Annotated in this window: 22 protein-coding genes, 1 pseudogene and 1 riboswitch; of the genes and pseudogenes, 2 read left to right on the top strand and 21 right to left on the bottom strand. The window is 61.3% G+C overall.

What is annotated here, in order from left to right; translation table 11 throughout:
• Positions 1-25: 25 nt before the first annotated feature.
• The gene (locus RX328_RS43300) at positions 26-508 is read right to left on the bottom strand and encodes a hypothetical protein (RefSeq protein ID WP_410734036.1); all 483 of its coding nucleotides are present in this window, start codon (positions 506-508) and stop codon (positions 26-28) included.
• Between the two features lie 429 nt (positions 509-937).
• Positions 938-1,015: a hypothetical protein gene (locus tag RX328_RS08215; protein WP_244608574.1), complete on the bottom strand. Its 78-nt coding sequence runs from the start codon at positions 1,013-1,015 to the stop codon at positions 938-940.
• Positions 1,016-1,653: 638 nt separating this feature from the next.
• Between RX328_RS08215 and RX328_RS08210 the strand changes: the two genes are divergently transcribed.
• On the top strand, positions 1,654-2,175 hold the full coding sequence (locus tag RX328_RS08210) for a hypothetical protein (RefSeq protein WP_108521691.1): 522 nt from the start codon (positions 1,654-1,656) through the stop codon (positions 2,173-2,175).
• Positions 2,176-2,454: 279 nt separating this feature from the next.
• Here the strand turns inward: RX328_RS08210 and hemN are convergent.
• The 16 genes and pseudogenes from hemN to RX328_RS08130 form a co-directional block, all read right to left on the bottom strand.
• A pseudogene (hemN, locus tag RX328_RS08205) lies at positions 2,455-3,791 on the bottom strand (oxygen-independent coproporphyrinogen III oxidase).
• 379 nt (positions 3,792-4,170) lie between these two features.
• Entirely contained in the window at positions 4,171-5,211 is a 1,041-nt protein-coding gene (hypE, locus tag RX328_RS08200) for a hydrogenase expression/formation protein HypE (RefSeq protein WP_057902171.1), read from the bottom strand.
• Complete coding sequence (gene hypD / locus RX328_RS08195) at positions 5,211-6,350, bottom strand: hydrogenase formation protein HypD (RefSeq protein ID WP_213253882.1); 1,140 nt, start codon at positions 6,348-6,350, stop codon at positions 5,211-5,213. Before hypD ends, hypE begins: the two co-directional genes overlap by 1 nt.
• Entirely contained in the window at positions 6,347-6,535 is a 189-nt protein-coding gene (locus RX328_RS08190; RefSeq protein WP_309142463.1) for a HypC/HybG/HupF family hydrogenase formation chaperone, read from the bottom strand. The genes hypD and RX328_RS08190 overlap by 4 nt, the downstream gene beginning before the upstream one ends.
• A gap of 49 nt (positions 6,536-6,584) precedes the next feature.
• Positions 6,585-8,852, bottom strand: a complete 2,268-nt coding sequence (gene hypF, locus RX328_RS08185; RefSeq protein ID WP_213253883.1) for a carbamoyltransferase HypF — start codon at positions 8,850-8,852, stop codon at positions 6,585-6,587.
• A complete protein-coding gene (gene hypB, locus RX328_RS08180; protein ID WP_213253884.1) occupies positions 8,849-9,808 on the bottom strand; it encodes a hydrogenase nickel incorporation protein HypB in 960 nt (319 codons plus the stop codon). Before hypB ends, hypF begins: the two co-directional genes overlap by 4 nt.
• Complete coding sequence (gene hypA, locus RX328_RS08175) at positions 9,808-10,149, bottom strand: hydrogenase maturation nickel metallochaperone HypA (protein ID WP_057854112.1); 342 nt, start codon at positions 10,147-10,149, stop codon at positions 9,808-9,810. Before hypA ends, hypB begins: the two co-directional genes overlap by 1 nt.
• On the bottom strand, positions 10,142-11,239 hold the full coding sequence (locus tag RX328_RS08170) for a nickel-dependent hydrogenase large subunit (RefSeq protein WP_213253885.1): 1,098 nt from the start codon (positions 11,237-11,239) through the stop codon (positions 10,142-10,144). The genes hypA and RX328_RS08170 overlap by 8 nt, the downstream gene beginning before the upstream one ends.
• The gene (hybE, locus tag RX328_RS08165) at positions 11,236-11,769 is read right to left on the bottom strand and encodes a [NiFe]-hydrogenase assembly chaperone HybE (protein WP_249726885.1); all 534 of its coding nucleotides are present in this window, start codon (positions 11,767-11,769) and stop codon (positions 11,236-11,238) included. Before hybE ends, RX328_RS08170 begins: the two co-directional genes overlap by 4 nt.
• Positions 11,759-11,974, bottom strand: a complete 216-nt coding sequence (locus RX328_RS08160; protein ID WP_213253886.1) for a rubredoxin — start codon at positions 11,972-11,974, stop codon at positions 11,759-11,761. Before RX328_RS08160 ends, hybE begins: the two co-directional genes overlap by 11 nt.
• A complete protein-coding gene (locus RX328_RS08155) occupies positions 11,971-12,789 on the bottom strand; it encodes a hydrogenase expression/formation protein (RefSeq protein ID WP_249726887.1) in 819 nt (272 codons plus the stop codon). The genes RX328_RS08160 and RX328_RS08155 overlap by 4 nt, the downstream gene beginning before the upstream one ends.
• Before the next feature lie 457 nt (positions 12,790-13,246).
• Positions 13,247-13,537 carry a HypC/HybG/HupF family hydrogenase formation chaperone gene (locus RX328_RS08150; protein ID WP_057854116.1) on the bottom strand — a complete coding sequence of 97 codons (291 nt, stop codon included), beginning with the start codon at positions 13,535-13,537 and terminating at the stop codon, positions 13,247-13,249.
• Between the two features lie 16 nt (positions 13,538-13,553).
• Positions 13,554-14,138, bottom strand: coding sequence for a HyaD/HybD family hydrogenase maturation endopeptidase (locus tag RX328_RS08145; protein WP_057854150.1), 585 nt, complete (start codon positions 14,136-14,138; stop codon positions 13,554-13,556).
• Positions 14,139-14,150: 12 nt separating this feature from the next.
• A complete protein-coding gene (gene cybH, locus RX328_RS08140) occupies positions 14,151-14,882 on the bottom strand; it encodes a Ni/Fe-hydrogenase, b-type cytochrome subunit (RefSeq protein WP_249726889.1) in 732 nt (243 codons plus the stop codon).
• Positions 14,883-14,893: 11 nt separating this feature from the next.
• Complete coding sequence (locus tag RX328_RS08135) at positions 14,894-16,684, bottom strand: nickel-dependent hydrogenase large subunit (protein WP_057854118.1); 1,791 nt, start codon at positions 16,682-16,684, stop codon at positions 14,894-14,896.
• A gap of 20 nt (positions 16,685-16,704) precedes the next feature.
• Positions 16,705-17,796, bottom strand: coding sequence for a hydrogenase small subunit (locus RX328_RS08130; protein WP_213253889.1), 1,092 nt, complete (start codon positions 17,794-17,796; stop codon positions 16,705-16,707).
• A 1,196-nt stretch (positions 17,797-18,992) separates the two neighbouring features.
• On the opposite strand from RX328_RS08130, the gene RX328_RS08125 reads away from it, so the two are divergent.
• On the top strand, positions 18,993-19,568 hold the full coding sequence (locus tag RX328_RS08125) for a histidine phosphatase family protein (protein ID WP_213253890.1): 576 nt from the start codon (positions 18,993-18,995) through the stop codon (positions 19,566-19,568).
• Here the strand turns inward: RX328_RS08125 and cobT are convergent.
• From cobT to RX328_RS08110, 3 genes are read right to left on the bottom strand one after another with little or no spacing between them, the layout of a single operon-like run.
• Complete coding sequence (gene cobT, locus RX328_RS08120) at positions 19,563-20,618, bottom strand: nicotinate-nucleotide--dimethylbenzimidazole phosphoribosyltransferase (protein ID WP_213253891.1); 1,056 nt, start codon at positions 20,616-20,618, stop codon at positions 19,563-19,565. The genes RX328_RS08125 and cobT overlap by 6 nt on opposite strands.
• A 57-nt stretch (positions 20,619-20,675) precedes the next feature.
• Positions 20,676-21,425 (bottom strand): precorrin-6A synthase (deacetylating), encoded by a 750-nt coding sequence (cobF, locus tag RX328_RS08115; protein WP_213253892.1) that lies wholly within the window; start codon positions 21,423-21,425, stop codon positions 20,676-20,678.
• 52 nt (positions 21,426-21,477) lie between these two features.
• Entirely contained in the window at positions 21,478-22,155 is a 678-nt protein-coding gene (locus RX328_RS08110) for an energy-coupling factor ABC transporter permease (RefSeq protein WP_213253893.1), read from the bottom strand.
• Between the two features lie 36 nt (positions 22,156-22,191).
• Positions 22,192-22,412, bottom strand: a riboswitch (cobalamin riboswitch).
• Between the last annotated feature and the right edge of the window lie 3 nt (positions 22,413-22,415).

The following is a 22,415-nucleotide window of genomic DNA, read 5'->3' as shown; positions in this document are numbered from 1 at the left end:
TGATGCTTGGCAGCAATCGGCCCGTCTATCTCAGCGATACCCGCTGAGCCTTCCCGACCTCGTCACCGGCCGCCACGCGATTGGCTTTCGGCGACGCACGTGTCGAGCACGCCATACCGCGGCCAAGCCAATCGACTGTTCCAACGCAGTTCTGTTGCGCTGCCTCGGTGTCGACAGCGGCCGGCTCTATTCGGCGCCTTCGCTCGGCGAGATAGTGGCGACGGGCGGACGGCGCCGCCACCAATACACTGCGAACGACCCGCCTCTTCCACCACAAGCATGAGGATTTCGGCCGTGCAGCATTCTGATCGAAGAAGACGTCTCCTTCGAGAAGATAGCAGTCATCAGAAAGCAGGGCTCGCGCGCCAGCGACGACGCGTTGGCTCCATGATGCTTCACTGGCATCGCGGTAGCCGACAGACGAGGCGACTGACAGGCCCGAAGCCGAGAGACCGTTGAAACCTGTGCGCTCGGCGATCGCGCCAGAAGGTCCATCATGGGCTCGCATAAGAAAGGAGAGATCGCGGTTGGAACCGATTTGATAGCCGCAGATGCGTTGGCACATCCATCAGGGCCGTTGGAGCGGCCAGTTCTATATTGCATCCCAGTTCCTTGACGTGTGACCCGCGCGACCTTTATTAACCGCCGATTGCCATGTGTCCGTCATCTCCTCCAACTGCTAACGTTGGTAGTTGACTGGGTCGCAAGGCGTTGCCTGTCGATGCAGGGATCGTGGCTGTTTCGCTGCTCGGGGTGAGGCCCCTCGGCGACTAGACGAACTCTGGCGACGCTGGCATCGGTCCAGTGGAAATCGGGCGTCGGTCACTCGTGAGCGCTGCAGCCGCTCAGCTCTTTACGCGCCCATCTCTCGGCGGAAACGCAGTTAAACCGCGATTTGTTGATCTGCATCATTAGCGTCGTTCTCAAGCGACGGCTTTTAGGGGTTGCCCGGATCGGCCCAGGGAAGAAGTTGGCCGAGTTCATCGTTCGGGTGACCATTGACCATCATCCTCAGGATGTCGGTGACGTAGGCGAGAGGACCGACGTCATTGATCTTGCAGATTTATGCCGACCGCCGGACTCGCCGAACGGTTTGTTTTCCCCAAGATTTTTCTGTGCAATTGGGCTCGACATAGTTGGCGTTGTGCTCCGTATTCGACTGCGCAGGCCAGGATAGCTTGAAGAGTAATTGGGCATGAGCCGACTATTCCGGCGCGTGAAGAGTGGACCCACGGGCAGCTCGTAGAGCTCTAAGTGACGCGTCTCGTCAAGGGATGGACTTGCGGGCCACGGCAAGTGGCGATGACTAGCTCGATACGAGCCTGAAAGATAATTCAGGAAATAACGACTGGCTCGCATTCGGTGCCGGCAAATGGAAGATTGTTCGCAGGCTTTTTCTGAATGCGAGGAAATGCTGCGCCATGGCCGATGAAGACGAGAACTATTGCTTTGCGGTGGCGCTATGATGTAGGAGCCGGCCATGCGCAAAAAGTGTCACATCGAACCGATCATAGGACTGGATGACCAAGCGATGAGGGCAACGTTGCGGATAACGATTTGTCGATGGTCGCGGCTCGCTGCAGCTCTTGACCATCGTGTGATAGCGCGTCAACGAGAAAAGCCAACACAGACCCGGACATCGAGCGAGGGACGATGGAGATGATGGATCAAACGGCCGGTTCGGACTTGCCGCCGGTATTGCACACGTCGTCGAGACGCGTTTCGTGGCTTTTACTACTCGTGGTTGTCCTCGTTGGCCTGTGCGCTGCAGGAGCCTATTTTTGGACCAACGTCGGACAATTTGTCGAGACGGTGGCGGCCGCCCGTGAAGTCGCCACAATGCCAAGCTTGTCACCGGAGGACCGGGCGGCCCTGTCGGAGATTCAGTCGGGACAACAGAAGGCTAGCGACGAGCTCGCCGAACTCAACCGCAGCATCAGTGCCCAGCTGGCCGATTTAACACGAATCTCAGATCAAATCGCAGCGCTGACTTTACGAATCGACTCATTGCAGAATCCCGCACCCACGGCTTCTCCTCCTCATGTTCCTCGTCCGACGCCTGGCCATGCCGTGTCGGAGCCGGCCAAGACACTCGTGCGCTCGTCGAAACCACAAGGGCCGGTTTCCGTCGGGGGCGCGCCACTGGTCTCAGGACCGAAGCCTGACGAGCCTTGATGACATCCCAGAGTGCTACAGGCTAGTCCAGCCCGCCACCTGCTCGACGCGGTTGATCGTTTCTTGCAAAGCTGGGCCTGCCGGGCGATTACGGTGCCCAAAGCTTACGGCAGTGCCGGGGTCTCCAACGTGACGCTCGCCGAGCGGCGTCGCCATCGTTGCCGCAGCCGACGGCAGTCTGGATCAGATTCCACAGAACCATTTCACTACATGGTCGAGGCGCCGTCCTGTTAGCGACGAGCGGTGATGCTTTTGGATCCGCTCACGCTGCTTGTTGTGCTAATAGGGTGAACGGTTGAGATAAGCGTCGAATGCGGCAGCAACAGCGCGAATCACAAAGCGGTGCTCCTGCCTCACGCGGATGAAACCCTTTTCGATGTCGAGTACCCCGTCCTCGGCGAGCATCGACAAGCGTTCAGCTGATTCGAGAAAAGGGATCGCATAAACTCCGTGGGCGGCACAGATTGCCGGCACGTCGGCCTCCAGATCGCACATCAGCCGCTCGATGATCGCGGCTCGGACGCGGTCTTCATCGGTGAGACGGTAGCCATTTGACGTCGCCAGACGGCCAGCTCTGATGTGCCGGCTGTAGGAGCCTATTGCAACATCGTTCTGGACGTAACCGTCGCCGAGACGGCCGATGGCCGACCTGCCGAAGCCGATCAGGGCTTTGCAGGTGTCGGCCGAGTAACCCAAGGAGTTACGCCGCAGGCGACCGGCTTTCTGCGCCAGCGCGAGCTCATCGTCCGGCAAGGCGAAATGGTCGAGCCCGATTTGGTGATAGCCGGCGGCGACAAGCGTATCGGCCACGGCCGCGGCCTGTTCGGCGCGGGCAGCGTTGTCCCCGGCAGCGCTGCCTCATCGATCAGGCGCTGACGTTTCATATACGAAGGAACGTGCGCGTAGCCGAAAACCGCAAGCCGGTCCGGGCGCATGGCCACCGCCGTCGTCGCGCTCTCGACGCAGGACTGCACCGTCTGATTTGGGAGACCGAAAATGAGGTCGAAGTTGATGCGGCTTATTCCGTGCTGGCGCAGATTTTCGACGGCAGCGGCCGTCTGCGCCTTACTCTGGACCCGGTTGATCGCTTTTTGAACAATGGGATCGAAGCTCTGCACGCCGAGGCTCGCGCGGTTCACGCCGGCTGCTCCTAAGGCTTCGGCCATCTCGACCGTGAACGTGCGCGGGTCGATCTCGACGGCGATCGCAGCCGTTTTCCTGAACGCGAAGCGGCGGCGCAGGAGTTCCATCGGGGCCAGGAACTCCGCTGGCTCGATGACGGTCGGCGTTCCGCCGCCGAAGTGCACGTCGCTCACGGGCAGCGCTTGCGGCGCTTGCTCCGCGACCAACCGGATCTCCTCGCGCAGCACCGACAAATAATTGAGGATCGGCGCAACCCGGCGAGTGATGGCCGTAGGGAAGCCGCAATACCAACAGATCGACCGGCAGAACGGAATGTGGAGATAGAGCGACACGGAGTCGTCAGCCGGCAGGCGCCTCAGCAATTTCTCACAATCCTGTGCACCGACAGCCGGGGAGAACTCCGGTACAGTTGGATAGACGGTGTACCAAGGCAGGCGGGCATCGCAATACTTTTTCAGGATTGAGGCCTGCAACGGTTACTATCCCACGCTTATATCAGCATCACCCTAACCGCTGCGCTCCCCTGTGTCTTTGCGCCATATCAATCGGTCCGCTTTAGCCGCGAAATCTGCGTTCCGTCGATGTCCATGCTAAGGAGACCAGTTAGCATGATAGCGGGAGCGATAGCCACTCCCTGACACTCATTTAATGATTGTGAGAAGAAGGAATTTATCACACAACTGATGTTGAGAGCAGGGCTTGATGTCGAGGATCGACGTGCGCGCCGTTCCGCTTCGAGTCCCATCCCGCATGTTCGGTCTGATTGATGCGCTCGAGGCGAACGAGCGCTTCATGAGGATCGCAGGGCGATCTCCTCAAAGCAACAACGAAATGGCAGAAGTGCGATTGCGCTCAACAGATCCGGGGCAATTGTTCGCCCGACAGCCAATCGACAATTCGCCCGCCACCAAAGCTGGTTGACATCTGCACAAACTGATGATTGTCGGCTACGGCCTCGCCGATATCAGCCGCATCGCACCCGAGCGGATGCGCCTTCATGGCTGCAAGCACGGCATCGGCCATGTCAGGCGCCACGATGGCAACGAGCTTGCCCTCGTTGGCGACATGTAGCGGATCAAGCCCAAGGAGTTCGCAGGCGGCGGCAACCGCCGGCTTCACCGGAATGGCCTCTTCCTGCAGATGGAACCCGAGGCCCGACTGATGCGCAATCTCGTTGAGCATCGCCGCAAGACCGCCGCGCGTGGGGTCGCGCATCACCCGGATGCTGCTGCCACCGGCCGCAACCATTAGGGCTACGAGATCATGCAGCGCTGCGGAATCCGAGACGATCTCGGTCTCGAAAGCGAGATTCTGGCGCCTCGACATGATCGCCGTACCATGGTCGCCGAGACTGCCGGAGACCAGCACGCGGTCGCCGACCCTTGCCTTCTCGGCGGAGAGATCGAGCCCATCGGCTAAAACCCCGACCCCCGTCGTCGAGATGAACAGGCCGTCCGCCTTCCCGCGCTCGACGACCTTGGTGTCGCCCGTGATGATGTAAACGCCGGCGGCGCGCGCGGCCTCGCCCATCGAATCCGCAATCGTCTTCAAATCCGAAAAGCGGAAGCCCTCCTCGATGATGAAACTTGCCGACAGATAGAGCGGACGCGCGCCGCCCATCGCGACATCATTGATCGTGCCGTGCACCGCGAGCGATCCGATATTGCCGCCGGGAAAGAACAGCGGCGAAATCACATAGCCATCGGTCGTCATCACCATCCTGCCGGCGCCAACATCGAAGGCCGCCTGATCGTTGCCGCGGGCGAGCCATTCATTGCCGAAGGCTTCGTGAAACAGGCCGGAGATCAGCTGCGCCATGGCGCGTCCCCCGGCGCCATGGGACAGGTCGACCCGTCCGTTCTTGATGTCGAGCTTGCGTTGATAGGCTCTCATCACGCCCGCCTCAACCGATAATCGCGAAACCGTCCATACGTCCATTGCGCGGCACAGGCGCCTTCCGATGAGACCATGCAGGATCCTATCGGGATTTCCGGCGTGCAGACGGTTCCGAACAGCTTGCAGTCAACCGGCCTCTTCACGCCGCGCAGGATGGCCCCGCACTCGCACGCCGGATTATCGGCGACGCGCACTTCGTGCATCGTGAAACGCATCTCGGCGTCGAACTGAGCGTAAGCCTGCTTTAGCTTTAGTCCGCTATGGGGTACGAGCCCGAGCCCGCGCCATTCGAACTGGTCACGCAATTCGAAGATATCCGACACCTCTTCCTGGGCGCGCCGATTGCCTTTCCGCGTCACCGCACGGCTGTATTGGTTCTCCACCTCATGTCGGCCTTCGTTCACCTGCCGCACCAGCATCAGGATCGCCTGCATCATGTCGAGCGGTTCAAATCCCGCGATCACGATCGGCTTGCCGAATTGTTCTGCGAGGACCTCGTAAGGTTCCGTGCCGATGATGGTGCTGACATGCGCAGGCCCGACGAAGCCATCGATTTCGACCCGCCCGATATTGCGGATATCGGGACTCTCGAGAATGCTGTGCATCGCCGAGGGAGTCAGCACGTGGTTGCAGAACACGCTGAAACTCTTCAGCCATTTCTTCTCGGCAAACCGTATCATCACCGCTGTCGGCGGCGTCGTGGTCTCAAATCCAATGGCAAAAAAGACCACCTCTCGATTCGGCGCCTGTTCGGCGATCCGGATCGCATCGAGCGTCGAGTAGACCATCCGAATGTCGGCGCCGAACGCCCTGGCGCTCAGCAGGGATTTTCCCTGCGAGCCGGGCACGCGCATCAGGTCGCCATAGACACAGAGAGTGACCTCCGGCTGCTCGGCGAGCCTGATCGCCATGTCGATCCGGCTGGCGGGGAGAACACAGACGGGACAACCTGGCCCGTGGATCATGCGAACATTCGCAGGCAGCATATCCTCCAGGCCATAGCGGGAAATCGCATGCGTGTGTCCGCCGCAGAATTCCATGAACCGATATTCCCTTTGCGAATCGGCTTCGGCGCCAATCAAACGCGCTAGCCCCCGCACGATGGTCTTGTCGCGAAATTCGTCGGCATATTTCATGACTGGAGGTCCTGCCCCACGCTGCCCAGCTCCTGTAGGAGCTGCAGCGTGCGCTTGGCTTCCGCCGGGTCAATTCTAGCCAGGGCATAGCCGACATGGACAAGGACGTAGTCCCCCACCGCGAGATCGTCGATGAACGCGATCGATATCTCCTTGCTGATGCCGTCGATGGACACGATGGCCATGTCATCAGCAAGAATTTTCGCGACCTCAGCTGGTACCGAGAGACACATATTAGGCTGTTCCTTCCAGGGCTGACGGCCGTTCTGCAATCTGCAGAGCGGCTATCCAGGCTTGTCCGAGGCTCAATCCACCGTCATTGGGCGGAACCTGCCGTGGCAGCAGCGGAGTGAGGCCGGCCGCAATGCAGCCGCGCTCGATTTCATCCGCGAGTACCGCGTTCAGGAAGCAGCCACCGCTCAGAACGACGGCGGTAACGCCAGTTGTCCGCGCCGCGCGCGCGACCCAGTCAACGCAGGCAGCGGCAAACGTGCCATGAAACAGCCCCGCTCCCTCCGTGGCGCCGACGTTGTCTGCAATCAAACGCGCAAACAGCGGGCGAAAGGACAGCACGTCGCCATCGATTATCCAGCCCGCTTCAAGCACCGCAGTCCGCCGCACACGCGCCTCGAGCTTCATCGCGGCTTCGCCCTCATAGCTCTGCAAAGTCGCGATCCCCAGCAGCGCCGCCGCTGCGTCGAACAGTCGGCCCGCGCTGGTCGTGGTCGCCACGCCGGGCTGATCGAGCATTGACGGCAGACGCTCGGCCTGAGGCTGTGCTGCAAAGCGCGGCCTGATTTCGTTTTCCCGTCCCAGCGAGTGAAATATTGCGCTCGCCATGCGCCAAGGCTCGCGGGCTGCGCGATCTCCGCCAGGCATTTGCAACGGCGCGAAATGCCCGATCCGTCGAAACCCGGCGCCTTCGCACAACAAGAGTTCGCCACCCCAGTTGCCGCCGTCGGAGCCATAACCATAGCCGTCGAGGAGAAGGGCGAGCGTAGGCCCCGCAAGGCCATGCTCCGCGATGACGGCCGCAGCGTGCGCGTGGTGATGCTGAACAGCGACCAGCGCGCGGCCGCTTGCTTCCGCAAAGCGGGTGGCCGCCATGTTGGGATGCAGATCATGGGCAATGACGACAGGATCGATGTCGAGGGTCGATGTGAGGTGCCGGATCGTCTCCTCGAAGAAGCGGATGCCTTCAGCCGTATCGAGATCGCCGATGTGCTGGGAGACGAAGGCCTCACTGCCCCGTGTGACCGTGATGGTCGATTTCAACGCGCCGCCGACGGCGAGGACGGGCGGCACAGACCTCGCAAGCCGGATCGGTTCGGGAACATAGCCGCGGGCGCGACGAATGAATTGGCGCCGCCCCGCCACCACCGCCACTACCGAGTCATCGGCGCGCGTCAGAATATCGCGATCATGGGTCACAATAAGATCGGCGATGCCCGCGAGCCGCCGCAGCGCCTCCGCGTTGTCGATCGGGAGCGGTTCGCCGCCGGGATTAGCACTGGTGCTGACAATGACCGGACCTTCAGCCCCATGCCATGCACCTGTCGAACGAAGCGCGTGGAAGATAAGGTGATGCAACGGGGCCGCCGGCAGCATCACGCCGACGCGCGACAGGCCAGGGGCTATCGCCGGCGCCAGATTGTTGCGCGACGGCAGGAGGACGATCGGACGGGCGACAGATTCGAGCAGTGGGAGCTCGGCGGCATTCGCCTCCGCAATCTCGCTGACCTGCTCTACGGAACCAACCATGACCGCGAACGGCTTCTGGTCGCGCTGCTTCCTCCTGCGCAAACGCTGCACGGCGTCATGGTTGCGAGCGTCGCAAAGCAGCTGGTACCCGCCAACCCCCTTTATTGCGACAATTTGGCCGCCATCGATCCCCGCGGCAATGTCGTTGATCCCATGACTGAGCCGAGGACCGCATGTCGGACATGCAATCGCTTCCGCATGAAACCGGCGGCTCGCCGGATCGGCATATTCGCCCGCGCAGGCGGCACACATCGCAAACTCCCCCATCGCCGTGTTGCGGCGATCGTAGGGAAGCCGTTCGGCGATGGTATAGCGCGGGCCGCAATGAGAGCAGTTGATGAAGGGATAGAGGTAATGGCGGCTGTTCGGGTCGAACAACTCATCGAGACATTGCTGGCATGTCGCGGCATCGGCGACGATCCGCGTCGAGCACCTCCCGTGTTCGCTGGCGCGGATTGAGAAGTCTTTCGCCGCAAGCGCATCAATCTCCTGAACGGAGATGTGGTCGATCCGCGCCAATGGAGGGCTTTCGAGTGGCAAAGCGGCCACAAACTCGCACGTAAGGTCGCCCTCAACCTCGATGATCACGCCATCAGGATCGTTGGCGACGAACCCGGCCAACCTATAACGGGTAGCGAGACCATAAATATACGGACGAAAGCCGACACCCTGCACGGCGCCACTGACGCGCACCCGCAGCCGCGTTCCGCCGCGGATGATGGCGTCGCCGCTCGCGCTCATGGCAATGCGTCACCGACGGGACGCCTCTGATTCGCAGCCTGCTTCCGGATCCAGGCGTAGAGCGCGGCAAAGCCCTCGCCCGTACGCGCCGAAACCGTCAGCACCTCAATGTTCGGATTGACGCGTCTCGCATATTCGATGGTCTTGGCTGAATCGAAGTCGACCACCGGCGCCAGATCAATCTTGTTGATCAGCATCAGCGACGATGCGGCGAACATATCCGGATATTTGAGCGGCTTGTCTTCACCATCGGCGGTCGAGAACACCACGATCTTGCAGGCCTCGCCGAGATCGAACGCCGCGGGACAAACTAGATTCCCGACATTCTCGATGAAGAGAATGCCGCCCTTGAGCGGAGGCAAGCGGCGATAAGCCTCACCGACCATCGCAGCATCGAGATGGCAGCCCTTGCCCGTATTGATCTGAATTGCGGGCACGCCGGTGGCGCGAATGCGATCGGCATCGTTCGAGGTCTGCTGGTCTCCCTCGATGACACCAACCGGGCGGCTATCCTTCAGTTCGGAGACGGCGCGGACGAGCAGCGAGGTTTTGCCGGCGCCCGGACTGGAAACAAGATTGAACACGAGCAGGTCATCGGTCAGGAAGCGCGCGCGGTTGTCGGCGGCCATCCTATTGTTCTTGCCAAGGATGTCGCGCTCGATCCGAATGGTTCGCTCGCTGCTCATACCCGCGATCTTCAAGCCGGCCGGATCGGCACCGCAATCCACAAGCACCCCTCCGCCCTGAGCATGTTGATGGCTATGATCATGATGGTGATAATGGCCGTGGTGATGGTTGTGAGAATCATGCACGTTTTGACCGCTATGCACATGATCACGGTGGTGACCGTAGTGATCATGCGCATGATCATGGTGATGGCCCTGGGTTTGCGCACTTTGCGCGTCGGCGCGTTCGATGGAGGGCGTTCTTTCGCTACAGCCACATACGGTACACATCAATCGACCTCCAGCTCTTTCACCTGCATCTCTTCGCCCCCGGTCATCTGCAGCTGATAGCTGCCGCAGCAGGGACACGGCTCATCGCGCTGCGCAATCTCAACACTCCTCGAACAGGCCATGCACCAGGCGACGCCAGGCAATTCGATGACCTCAATAACTGCGCCATCGGCGATGGTCCGCGCGGCAACGGCCGCAAAGCAGAACTTCATCGCTTCGGGAGCGACATGGCTGAGCGCCCCGATCTCCAGACACACGGTCTTCACCCTGGAAAACGATCGCCGGCGCGCCTCCTCCTCGATGATCTCGACGATGCCCTCACAAAGCGCCATTTCATGCATCGCCAATTTCGCGAAAATTGAGAGTGAACCCGACGCAAGGGTCGAACGATGCGACCATCGAGCGAACCGCACCCAGTCCCCGCGGTTTCGCGGCCAGCACCGCGCCTTGCAGGCTGCGGACAAGCGGTCCGCGCGCGTGGAAATTCCACTCGGTTGGGGCAAGAAATTCCAAGCGCAACATCTGCCCCTGACGATCAAGCTCAACCGCGTGATAGAGTCGTCCCCTTGCGCATTCGACCGCGGCCGCACCACGGCCCGGCCCCAGCCTGTAGCTTTCGACGATCCCATCCTCCGCTGTTTCAACATAAGCACTGGAGCGGAGCCAAGCGTGCAGTCGCACGATTTCCGCGATCCTCGCCTTCAGCCGCTCGGCCGGCCCCGACCGGCCTAGCGTGAGCTGATCACGCATCATTTGGCGCGCCCACGCACCTGTCTCGGGAATGCGGCCCTCCAGGTCGGGGCAACGGCAAAATCCTGCATCATCCGCGAGCAGCCGTTCAATGACGCCGCGGTCGTCGGCAACGGACAAAAACGAGTGCTGCGTCGGCATTGGGTTCAACGCGTCTTCCTCGAGAGCCGCGATGCGAAGCGCGAGTGGGTTACCGAGTGTCGGCGCGCCGTCTTCGTTCGTTATGCCAAGCGCTGCCAGCGCAATCGGAACCCGCGCTGTTGCCTCGCGTCGAACCTGGCCGCAGCCGGGCTCTGAGCTGTTGAGAAGTGCCGATACCCCCTCCATCAGGGCGCGGATCGCTGCGGCGCTGGTGGTATCCAGCGCGAAATGCCCGACAAACAGGCCCCGCAGCAATTCCGCTAGCCGCTCGGCAACGACCATGGCGATACGATGCTGCCGCGTCGCAAGGCTGATGTTTTCGCCGCGCGCCGCCTCGATCGCGGACAGGAATGCCACCTGGTGCGCGGCGGCACACAACGAGAAGATTCGCGGCAGCACGTTGAGCAACGAAGCGGCCGGCTTGCCGGCGAATAGCCGCGCCAGTGGCGGCCGGGCGCACGGCGGAATCTCGACCGCGGCAATTGCGTCGCCAGCAAGCGATACGGTAACATCGATCTGGTTGCGGACGGCGAGGCTCATGCGCGCCGCTCCGTCAGTACACCGTGCAAGAAATGCCGGCGGTCGAACGAACTGATATGTGGCGCATCTGTCCCATGTGACGCCGCGCGATTGGCCGGCGACATCAGCGCCGCGAGCGCTGCTTCGGCGGTGGCGCGCGCGGACGCCATATCCTCGAACTCAAACATCGGCGAGAACAGTGAGTAGCTCGCGATCGAGCCCACGGGCACCAGGTCGCTGACGGTGAATTCGATCTCGCCGGCCGGAAATCGCAAGCGCAGGTTCGATCCCGGGCCCGGAGACGATTGCGAAATGCCGTCACGCATGGGTGTGACCACGTTCATGAACCAGGGCGTGACCATCATGCCGACGATCCTGCCCTCGCGCGCGCGCAAGGCGATGGCTTCGACGCTCAAGGCCTCGTTGAAGATCGGCAGGTCGCGCATGGTGCGATCCGCGATATCCCGATAGGCTGCCGAGAGCATCTCGCCCCACGCCGACGCATCGGCGTGCATGCTCGTGCGGGAATGCTGTTCGCGGTCAGACGTCATCTTCAATCGCCATCAACTTCGATTTGGGCGCATCGCAATTTGGACAACGCCACTTTTCGGGCAACCCGGCAAAAGGCGTTCCCGCTGCAATCTGCGTCGCCTCATCCCCCTCAGCTGGGTCATAGACGATCCAACAGATGCCGCACTCCATGCGCGAGCCGTCTGCGATATCCTTCCGGACGCCACAATTCTCGAAGCTCGTCATTCGAAGTAAGCTTTGATGATTTCTTGCAGGCGTTCGGCGGAATCCCAGAAATCTTCCTCGGCGGCCAACGCAGCCGTTGGCACGCCGCCGACCTCCAGCGTATCCAGAATGATGGTGTCCATGGCATTGAAGAACTGCACCGACCAGACGTTCCGGATGCCCGTCGCAAGCACTCGGCAAGTCCCGTAGCCGCGCGAGCTGAGCTGGATCGGCCCGTTGCCGACGCTTTGCTGCAGAAACGCCTGGTCGACCGGGCTCATCGGCAGCAGGGTGAAGTTGATGATCTGCGAGCGCATGTCCGGCCGCCAGGCCAATGCCCGCTCGCGGATTTCCGCGAGCACCGGCAGCACGTTCATCGCACCGTCCGGTGCCGCGCCGATCATGAGATCGCTCGACGTCAGGTCGGTTGCGGCGCGCCGCACGATCTCCGGGATCGCACCGACCTCGACATATTCGTGTGCGGCGTCGGTCTCGATGCGCACGCGCCAGATTCCCGCAAGTACCGATTCCTGGATTTGCGCCACGCGGCCACCCGGCAGCGCCACGACGCCGGCGAGCTCGCCCTCCCCAAGCACGTCCGCAATCAGCTTGCGCTCGAGATCGCTGAGATTCCCGAGCCTGAACAGCTGCGTCGGCACGTCGCTCTTCTGGCCGGCAGCGGCAGCCGCGACGGAAGACAACAGCGCGATGGCACTCGGACAGTTCCTTGCCAGCTCGATGCCATTGACCGAAGCGGGCCTCGCGAGCGCACCCGCAGCCGTCAGCCCGCTATGGGCTGAGTCGAGACTTTCCGCGGCGAGAGGAAACACGCTCATCGGCTGCTCGCATTTTCTCGGCGCTATGGGGCGCGACCCGGAAACCTGTTTCATGATACGACGTTCCGTTGGTGTGCTGAGGGACGATGCTCAGACGCGCCATTGGCGCGCAGGCGATCAATGAGCTTCGCAATGCGATCGATAGAGATCTCCCGGATCTTGGCGATCATGACGAGTGTCTTTCGCTTGTGCGACGCTTGCGGTCCCCACCTCGGACAGATGGAGCCGCGTCAGATCATGTTTCCCGGGCTGAAAGTCCATCAGCCGCCTCTCTGATAATCCATGGTTCTGCTGGATGAGGTGTAGCAAGGCGCGTGCCAACCATTGCTCTTTCGCGATTGCGTTCCCGCTCGGATCAGCACCTGCTCGACATATTCCACGTGAAGCTCGTTTCGGCTGCAAGTTTGGCTTCTGATTGGCAAAGATGGGCAGGCAGTGTCCGGGAGGCGGCGCCAGGCTAGCGCAGGTGCTCGGGCAGTTGCGGCTCTTGACCGATCAAGTCCGCAAAGAAACGATCACAATTGTCGTCATTGAGGGCCGCATCACGGCCCTCAAGCGCGTCCGCGATAAGCCGCGCTTCGTCGTCATCCAAGAGCCGCACCGCGGTATCGATATGGACAAGCACTTTGGCACCGACCGGCGGCTCGGAGAGCAGCATGACTGAGACGCGCCGCTGTTCATTGGCATATTCGCAAAGCGCCGACATGCCGTCGGTCTCAATAATCGTCATTGGCAAGCCAAGGCACATGGTAATCGGCGAGCCGCTAGATCGGCCGCGCCCTCCTCTCATACTTTGCATGGTCGATGTCGTTCGCGAGCAGACGCTCCGACTCCGGTAGCGGCGCGGTCCGCAGTTTTGCCGGAGAACCCCACTGCGCCAGCAGTTCGCAAGCCAGTTCGATCGCAGGCGCAATCTGAGTGCGCACCGGAGCGGTCAGCGGCCCGCCCCAATCCTCCAGATCAAGTGGCTGACAGCCGATTAGAGCGAGCTCTCGCGGGCAGCGGCCAAGCAGGTCGGCCGCACTTAAGACCTCCTGGAAACCGGTCTGATGCAGGCTCACCTTCTTGGCGCCGGTGAATTTCGGCACCTCCTCGTCTCGCACGAGCTTCAAGTGCCCGGGCGCGAGTCCATAATCGATGGCATCGAACGCGATCAGGCAATCGGCCTCCTCGAGAAAATTGACGAGGTAGAGCCCCTGCGTGCCGCCATCGAGCATGGTGACATTGTCAGGGACGTCGTAGCGGCGGTGGAACTGCTCCACCACCCGCACGCCGAACCCCTCATCGGCCCACAGGATATTGCCGATGCCGAGCACCAGGATCCGTTTCGTATTCTCCGGAGTTGGCATCTGCATCGTCCATCAATCGCGGAATTCGCGCTCGCCAGAAATGATCGAGGAGACGATGCTCTGGCGCGACACGATGTCTTCCCGAACCGCCGTATAGATGTGGATGAGCGCAAACGTCACGATCATCCACAGGCCGAGATGATGCCAGGTGTGGACGTCCTGGCTGTTCGGCCAAATCGAAAACACCCAGCCGAACAGCTTGTACTGCCAGCTGTCGTTGCCGGTGCCCTGCGCGTACAGCGCAAAGCCGCTGACGATCATGAACGCGATCGCCAGCGTAAACATGAAGAACATAGCGAGCTGGGCCAGCGGATTGTGCGCGACATATTTCTTCGGCTCGGCCGCAACGAAAGCGTACCAGCGAATCTCGTGCCACACCTCGCGCCAATAGCTCTTGCGCCAGAGCGGCACATAGAAAATCTGCTTAGCATGGGCGTTGCCCATGAACGCCCAGTAAATGCGGAAGAGGAAGCCGAGCGTGAGCACATAGCCTGCGGAAAAATGCGCAAAGCGGATATAGCCGAACAGGAAATTGTCGCTTGTCTCTCCCGGCATGGTCGGTATCGCACTGCCGATGAAATAACCGGTGAGGCCCAACACCAGGATTGCCGCAGCGTTGATCCAATGCCACAGCCGCACCGGCGCCTCGTAGACGTAGACGACGCCACGCTCGGCGCTGAGGCCGGAGCGTACCGCGTCGGCCGCGACAGCGGCGGTTAGCGCTTGCGGAGATTTGTCCAGCAATGCCGCCTCCCCTAGCGGACCTTGACCGTTGCCATTTCCTGGCCATCCGGCCCCATCACATGGGTCGAGCAGGCCAGGCATGGATCAAAGGAATGGATCGTGCGCAGGATTTCCAGCGGCTTCTCCGGATCAGCGATCGGCGTATCCATCAACGAGGCCTCAAATGCACCGATATTGCCGTTTGGATCACGCGGCGAGCCGTTCCATGTCGTCGGCACGACGCACTGGTAGTTGTCGATCTTGGTCTCCTTGATCTTGATCCAGTGCCCCAGCGCACCACGCGGCGCCTCAGTGAAACCGTAGCCCTTGGCTTCCTTCGGCCAGCTCTCCGGCTTCCATTTATCGACGTTGGCGGTAGCGGTGTCACCCGTTTTGATATGCGCCATAAGCTTGTCCTGGAAATAGCGCATCTGGTGCGCGGCCCATTGGCATTCGAGCGCACGCGCCGCAGTGCGGCCGAGCGTCGAGAAGAGTGCAGCGAAGGGCAGATCGAGCGTCTTCAGCAGCTTCTCGGTCGGTTCCTTGAACTCCGCTTTGCCTTGCACGTAACCTATGATGTATCGCGCCAGCGGTCCCACCTCGACGGAGTTGCCGCGCCAGCGCGGCGCCTTGATCCAGGAATATTTGCCGCCTTCGTCGAGCTCCTTGATGTCGGTCCTGGTGCCCTTGACGTTGGGCCCGAGCTGGAAATTCGGCTCGGTGATACCATCCCAGGGATGCAGCCCCCTGGTTTCATCAGGATATTTGTACCAGGAATGAGCGACGAACTCCTGGATCTGCTCGGGATCGCCGTGATCGATTGGCAGGACTTCGCTGAAATTGCCATTGAGGATCACGCCGCGCGGCTGCTTGAGGTTTTTCGCGGAATAATCATTGGCGTTCTCGGGAATGTCGCCATAGGACATTATGCTCTTAGCCGAGAGACCGCCGCCATAGAGCCAGTCTTTGTAGAAGGAGCCAATCACGGCAACGTCGGGCAGATAAACCTGCTCGACGAATTCGATCGAACGGCAAATGATCGAGGATACGAGGTTCAGCCGCTCCATATTGATGGCGCCCACTGCACCGGTACCATCGACATTGATGGCACAGGCCACGCCACCGACCAGCCAATTCGGATGCGGGTTCTTGCCGCCATAGATGGCGTGGATCTTGACGACGTCCTTCTGGAAGTCGAGCGCTTCCAGATAATGCGCCAAGGCCATCAGGTTCGCTTCCGGCGGAAGCTTATAGGCCGGATGCCCCCAATAGGCATTCTTAAAAGGGCCGAGCTGTCCTGATTCAACGAACTTGGTGAGCCTGATCTGCAGATGCTTGAAATAGCCTGGCGATGATAGAGGCCAGGACGAGACCGATTGCGCCAACGCAGAGGTCGCCTTGGGATCGGCCTTGAGGGCGGAAATCACGTCGACCCAATCCAACGCGTGCAGGTGATAGAAGTGCACAAGATGATCATGCACCTGCAGGCAGAGCTGCATGATGTTGCGGATCGAATTAGCATTCTCTGGAATGGTGATGCCCAGCGCATTCTCCACCGCGCGCACCGAGGTGAGCGCATGTGTGCCGGTGCAGACGCCGCAAATCCGCTCGGTGAACGCCCAGGCATCGCGAGGATCGCGTCCACGCAGGATCGTCTCGATGCCGCGCCACATAGTTCCGGATGAGACCGCGTTGCGGATCACATTGTCGGAATCGAGATTGACCTCCACGCGGAGGTGGCCTTCGACCCGCGTCAGCGGATCGATGACGATGCGTTTGCCGGAATGGTCGAGTTTGAACCCATTGGGTGTCTGGGCGCCCATCGTTGTCCTTCTGAATTCGATTATTGTTCCTGAGCTACGCGGCCCGGTTTACGGGTCAGCCGCTTCGCGGCCGTGACCGCCGCGTGCGCGGCAACGGCTAGGCCGACCGCGCCGGCAGCGGCCATGCCGATCTGATCGGCGTTGGCCTCGATGCCGAATTGCCTGATGGTCGTCAGTCGATCGTAAAATGAGCCCTTGTCCCAGAAGCCGTCTTCGGAGCAGCCGAAACAGCCGTGGCCGGATTGGATCGGGAAGGAAACGCCGCCGTTCCACCGAACGGTCGAGCAGGCGTTGTAGGTGGTCGGCCCCTTGCAGCCCATTTTGTAGAGGCAATAGCCCTTGCGCGCGGACTCGTCGTCCCACCCTTCGACAAACTGGCCGGCGTCGAAATGGGGACGCCTGTAGCACTTGTCGTGGATGCGCTGGGAATAGAACATCTTTGGACGTCCTTGGCGGTCGAGCTCGGGAAGCTTTCCGAACGTCGTGATGAAGGTCACCAAGGCGGTCATGACCTCTGCGATGGGCGGGCAGCCGGGCACCTTGATGATCGGTTTGTTCGTGATCACTTTATCGATCGGCGTCGCCCCAGTCGGGTTGGGCTTGGCCGCCTGCACGCAACCCCAGGACGCACAAGTTCCCCAAGCGATGATCGCCATGGAATCTTCCGCCATCGCCCTGAGCTTTTCGACGAACGGCTTGCCGCCATCAATGCAGAACATGCCGCCTTCGTTCAGCGGCGAATTGCCTTCAACGGCAAGCACATACTCGCCCTTGTACTTGGCGCGGATCTCCTCGAGGATGGCTTCGGCCTGGTGTCCTGCCGCCGCCATGATCAGGGCGTCATAATCCAGCGAGATCATCGACAGCACCACGTCTTTGACCAGCGGATGGGCCGAGCGGATAAAGCTTTCCGAACAGCAGGTGCATTCGAGCCCGTGCATCCAGATCACGGGCACACGCGGCTTTGTCTCCAGCGCGTTGGCAATCTGGCTTGCCGCGAGCGGACCGAGCCCGAGGCTCGTTGCCGTCAAACTGCAGAATTTGTGGAAACTGCGACGCGTGATACCCTGACGTCTGATGACGCCGTAAAACGTTTCCGCTGCCCCGCCCATAAATTCTTCCCGAGATCTGTTATCGACGACTTGCCGACGATCGGGTAGCAAGAAGCAGGCCAAGCCGCGATGACAGCTGCGGCCGCGTCACATCAATTTCTTCTTTGGCTCGTTACTGAAGCAGCGCATTTCGATCAGCTATCTCATTCGCCTCCCACCACTCGACCCAGATCAGATCGCACGTCGCGATGCGTCCGGCGAGACGCGCGGGATGACTACAGATTGTCGAGAACAGTCAGATGTCGCACCTCCTGCGCCAATGGCTGGGAGAGCGGCATGGTCGTGCGGATCTTTTACCGTGTCCCAGCAATCGACGTGCCACCAAGCACGTTGTACGAGCGTTGCTTTAAGAGTGAAAACCATGTGCTTCGCGCCGCGGCGACGGAATACTTGCGCCTCGGCGTCGGTTTCTGGACATACGCGTATTCAACCGGACACGCCGAACACGCCACCACGGAGCATCGAATGACGATGGTCGTCTCTCGACGAGCTCAGTTGCCCCTTTCGGCGGCCGAGCGGGAAGTCAGCGTGGGAGGAGCGACGCTGCTACACATCGCACCAGCTTATAGTTATTCTCGCTGTTGGCCTGATCATGTCAGCCAGTGGTATCGCAATAGGTCGCCGCCGATTGAGCCGTAAGCCTGCAAAGCAGGTCTCTGCGCCGGACAGCTTGGCGCGCCCGCGACGACGCGCAGGATCCCCCGGCGATCGTTCGAGACATTCGGGAGCTCAGTTAGCTCGATGCCGACGCATTCGCGAGCCGGGCGATGTCGATTCCAGAACAGGGGCCGATGGCAACCAAGAATCCGAAGCTTAGAACTACTCCCAGGATGCGATCATGAGCTGTCCTCCTCCGCGGACAGCGTAGCTTCCGCGTTCTCCTGAACATGGCGTAGGGATCGGGGCACCAGCGGCGTCGGCATGGTCGAGTGGACGACCGCCACGCTCGCAACGAGTTGCTACTTCAGCGCGGGCGCCCATCGCCGTCGCATTAACGAGAGAGGGCACGAGCGCTGTCATGAGAAACTAGCGTGACGCGAGGCTACAACGCGCCTTCCTTGCACGGCGGCGGCGCCGGGAGGTGTTGAGATAGGCATTTTGCTCCGGCTGTGATATTAATCCTTGGTCGCGGTAAAGCGTCCGCGGGCGAATATTCAAGATGTTTCTCGCATTGATAAGCATCTCGGAGATATGGGATGGAAGGGGAAGCCTTTCTTTGGTTGGTCCGGCATGCGGTCGTCGATTCTATCGAAGGAACGATCTCCCCTTCGGGCGCTCCGGCCGATCTCAGCGATCGGGCGCATTTGGAAGCCGTGCGAAGGCGCTTGCCGCGGGACGCCGCAAGCTATGCGAGTCCGTCTCAACGAACTCTCGATACCGCGCGCGCATTTGAGCTTGATCCAATCCCGGTGCCTGAGTTTCGGGAGCAGGACTTCGGGGATTGGACCGGCCGACGTCACGACGATCTCGCCGCTTTCGGAGAAGAAGGGTACGCCGAGTTCTGGAAGGATCCCGCTCGTTCAAGCCCACCCGGCGGCGAGAGCTTCGAAGATCAAATTGCGAGGGTTCGGGATGGACTACGTAAAATAGCTGCTGGTCCAGCAACGCTCGTCGTGCATTCCGGCACTATTCGCGCCGCGCTCTGCGTAGCCCTCGACATCGCACCGCAAGCAGCGTTGCGCTTTGTTATCGATCCGCTGTCGATCACCCGAATTGATCGGCTACGGAACGATTGGCGGATTGTGTCGGTCAATCAGAATGTCGCGTTATGAGCGATTCGGAACGCTGGCTTGCGCGAAGGTCGCCATGCCATTGTGCAGAGCGCATGCAAGCCGCAGGATCGGCAATGCGAGCGCGGCGCCCGATCCCTCCCCTAACCTGAGGTCCAGATTGAACAACGGCTGCACATTCAGGGCCTCAAGAACCAGGCGGTGCCCCTGCTCGGCCGATTGATGCGAGGATAAGAGAAAGGGCCGACACGACGGATTAAGATGCACCGCCGTCAATGCCGCGACGGACACGATGAAACCGTCGATCAGGATCGGGAGGCGACGCTGTGCGGCGGCGATGATCGCGCCCGTAATCGCAGCAGTTTCGAGACCGCCGACCGCACATAGGATGTGTTCGGGAGAAGCAGGTGGTCTCGTGAGACCATGACAATCCAGCGCTGCGTCAATCAAGTGCGCCTTCCGCGCACGACCGGCTGCATCGATGCCGGTCCCGCTGCCGGTCATCTGTGCGGCGCTCACGCCAAGCAAGGCCGCGGCGATGGCCGCCGAAGTCGTGGTATTGCCGATGCCCATGTCGCCAACGATCAGAAGATCAGGCTCTGTTGCGGCGGCGCGTGCGACCGCGCGCTTGCCGCAGTCGACGGCGAAGGCGACCTCCACCAACTCAAGCGCCGCTTCCTTGCTGAAGTCCCTGGTGCCCCGGCGCGGCTTGTCAGTCACGACGCCCGGGATCGGTTGTTCGGCGAGCGTTCCAGCATCGACGATCTCGAGACTTGAGCCCAGCTCGCCCGCAAGGACGGAGATCGCTGCGCCGCCCGACGCGAAATTCGACATCATCGCGATCGTTACTTCCTGAGGATAGGCCGATACCCCCTGGGCGACGATACCGTGGTCGCCTGCAAAGACGATGATCGGCACGCGCTCGGCCTGAGGCCGCTCCGTTTGTTGCAGGCCGGCGAGTTCGGTCGCCACTTGCTCGAGCCGGCCGAGCGCGCCGGCCGGCTTGGTGAGTTGAGCCTGACGGGCCAGCGCCGCATCGCGATGGGCGGTCGAGATGCCCGGGCACTCTTGATAGACCCACTCGGGTAGCATGCTGTTCTGCCTCTGATGCTGGCGTTAACGATACGGACGGGCTCTCGCCCGAGCGCGCTATGACCGGCGCTTGAGGATGTAACTGTCCATGATCCAGCCATGCCTTTCGCGCGCCTGCCGCCGCGCGGCGACGATGCGTGGGCCCTCCTCGGCCAGCTCACCTGACATGGTGATCTGGTCGGGCATGCCGAGATAGGCGCCCCACCAGATGTGCAGTCCTCCCGGGTCGAGCGACTGGAACGCCGCGCCGCCATCGAGCATGACGACCACGGTGTCCGTGCCGTGCGGCCAGCCGCCTTCGCGCAGCCGCCGCCCTGTTGTCACCAGAAAAGGTTCGCCGATGTCGTTCAGCGGCAACGAGTGCGCAGCGCAAAGCGCCTGGATTGACGTGATGCCTGGCACCACCTCGATCGTCGGCAACGGATCGAGCCTGCGAGCGATCCGCAGGCTGGAGTCGTATAGCGAAGGATCGCCCCAGATCAGCAGAGCAACGCGCCCGTCACTACCGAGATGGTCCGCAATTTCGCGCGACCAGCTTGCGGCGACGGCGTCGTGCCATTCGTCCACGCCCTTGTGGTAGTCCTCCTGCCCGGCGTCACGCACGGGCAGATCGAACTCGGCGACGCGCGTGCGACCGTTGGTGAGAACTCGCTCGCAAATGGTTCGGCGCAGGTCGGCGAGATCGGATTTCGCCGTGCCTTTGCGCGGAATCAGGACGAGGTCAGCTGCGTTGATCGCACGGATCGCGGCAAGCGTAAGCTGCTCGGGATCGCCGCAACCAATGCCTATCAGGAAGAGCGTTTGCATCTTGTCGCGCGCAAGGGGTGGCCGCGACTTGCGACCGCCCCCCACGTCATCTCTAGGCCGCGTTGTGCAGGCGATAGGTAACAAGACCGTCTGCGGTGATGCCCCGCATCGACTTCGCCAGCGCCAGCACGGCCAAATCGGCCAGCGGCTCGATCACGATGACGAGCGCATAGGACGCGGCAAAGGACGCGATGGCGGTAAGGTTCTCGGCCGCAAAACCAGCGCCGTAGACAGCCCAGAAGGCGACCCATGCCACAATGCCGGATTGATAGGCGGTCGAAAGCGCGAATGCCTGGCGATACTGCAGGTCAACATAGGCGGTGTTGCGGGGAATGATGCGCTCGGCAAGCGCTCGGATCGCAAATAGCGGCACCAACAGCGTGGTCACGTTCATGCCGTATTGCGGCAGATCCGTTGGCACAAAGAACAGCCCCTGAAACAAGAGACCGAGCGCCAGCCCGAACGCGGCCGGCGCCGCGCCGAAAAGCAGGAACAGCGTCGAGCCGAGAATGAAATGCACCTCCGAGACCCCGACCCGGAAATGCGGCAGCAACTCGAAAAACGAGAAGACCAGGACCGTTGTTGCGACGGTGCGCACCGCCAATGAAACGATCCCCTGCTCGCGCACTGTTTCGGCCGCGAGCTTGAGGGCGCAGCCGGCGGCGGCTGCCCCGGTCGCGTAACTCAGCACGAGCTTGGCGCCTGTAACGATTTCCGGTTCGATATGCATGATTTACATCCCTCCTGCCGTCACACCCGACGGCGTTGGCGTCAAAAACTCCAGGGCCGGTCTCCTGGCTCGCGGTTCGAAACGGACCTCCAGCCTTCCCGGGCTTGACGGCCCAGTGGCGGATCGGAGTCCCTCGCCGCTTACAGTCGCGGGGGCGGCCGGGGCTTCAGGCGCCGCAATTGGGTCCGCCCTACCCCATTCCCGATTATACTCCGGCGCTTTGCGCCGGTTCGAGCACCATGCCTGTTCTGTGTGCCCCT

The sequence above is a fragment of the Bradyrhizobium sp. sBnM-33 genome (assembly GCF_032917945.1).
GTDB lineage: Bacteria > Pseudomonadota > Alphaproteobacteria > Rhizobiales > Xanthobacteraceae > Bradyrhizobium.
This window is presented reverse-complemented; position numbering and strand designations above follow the sequence as displayed.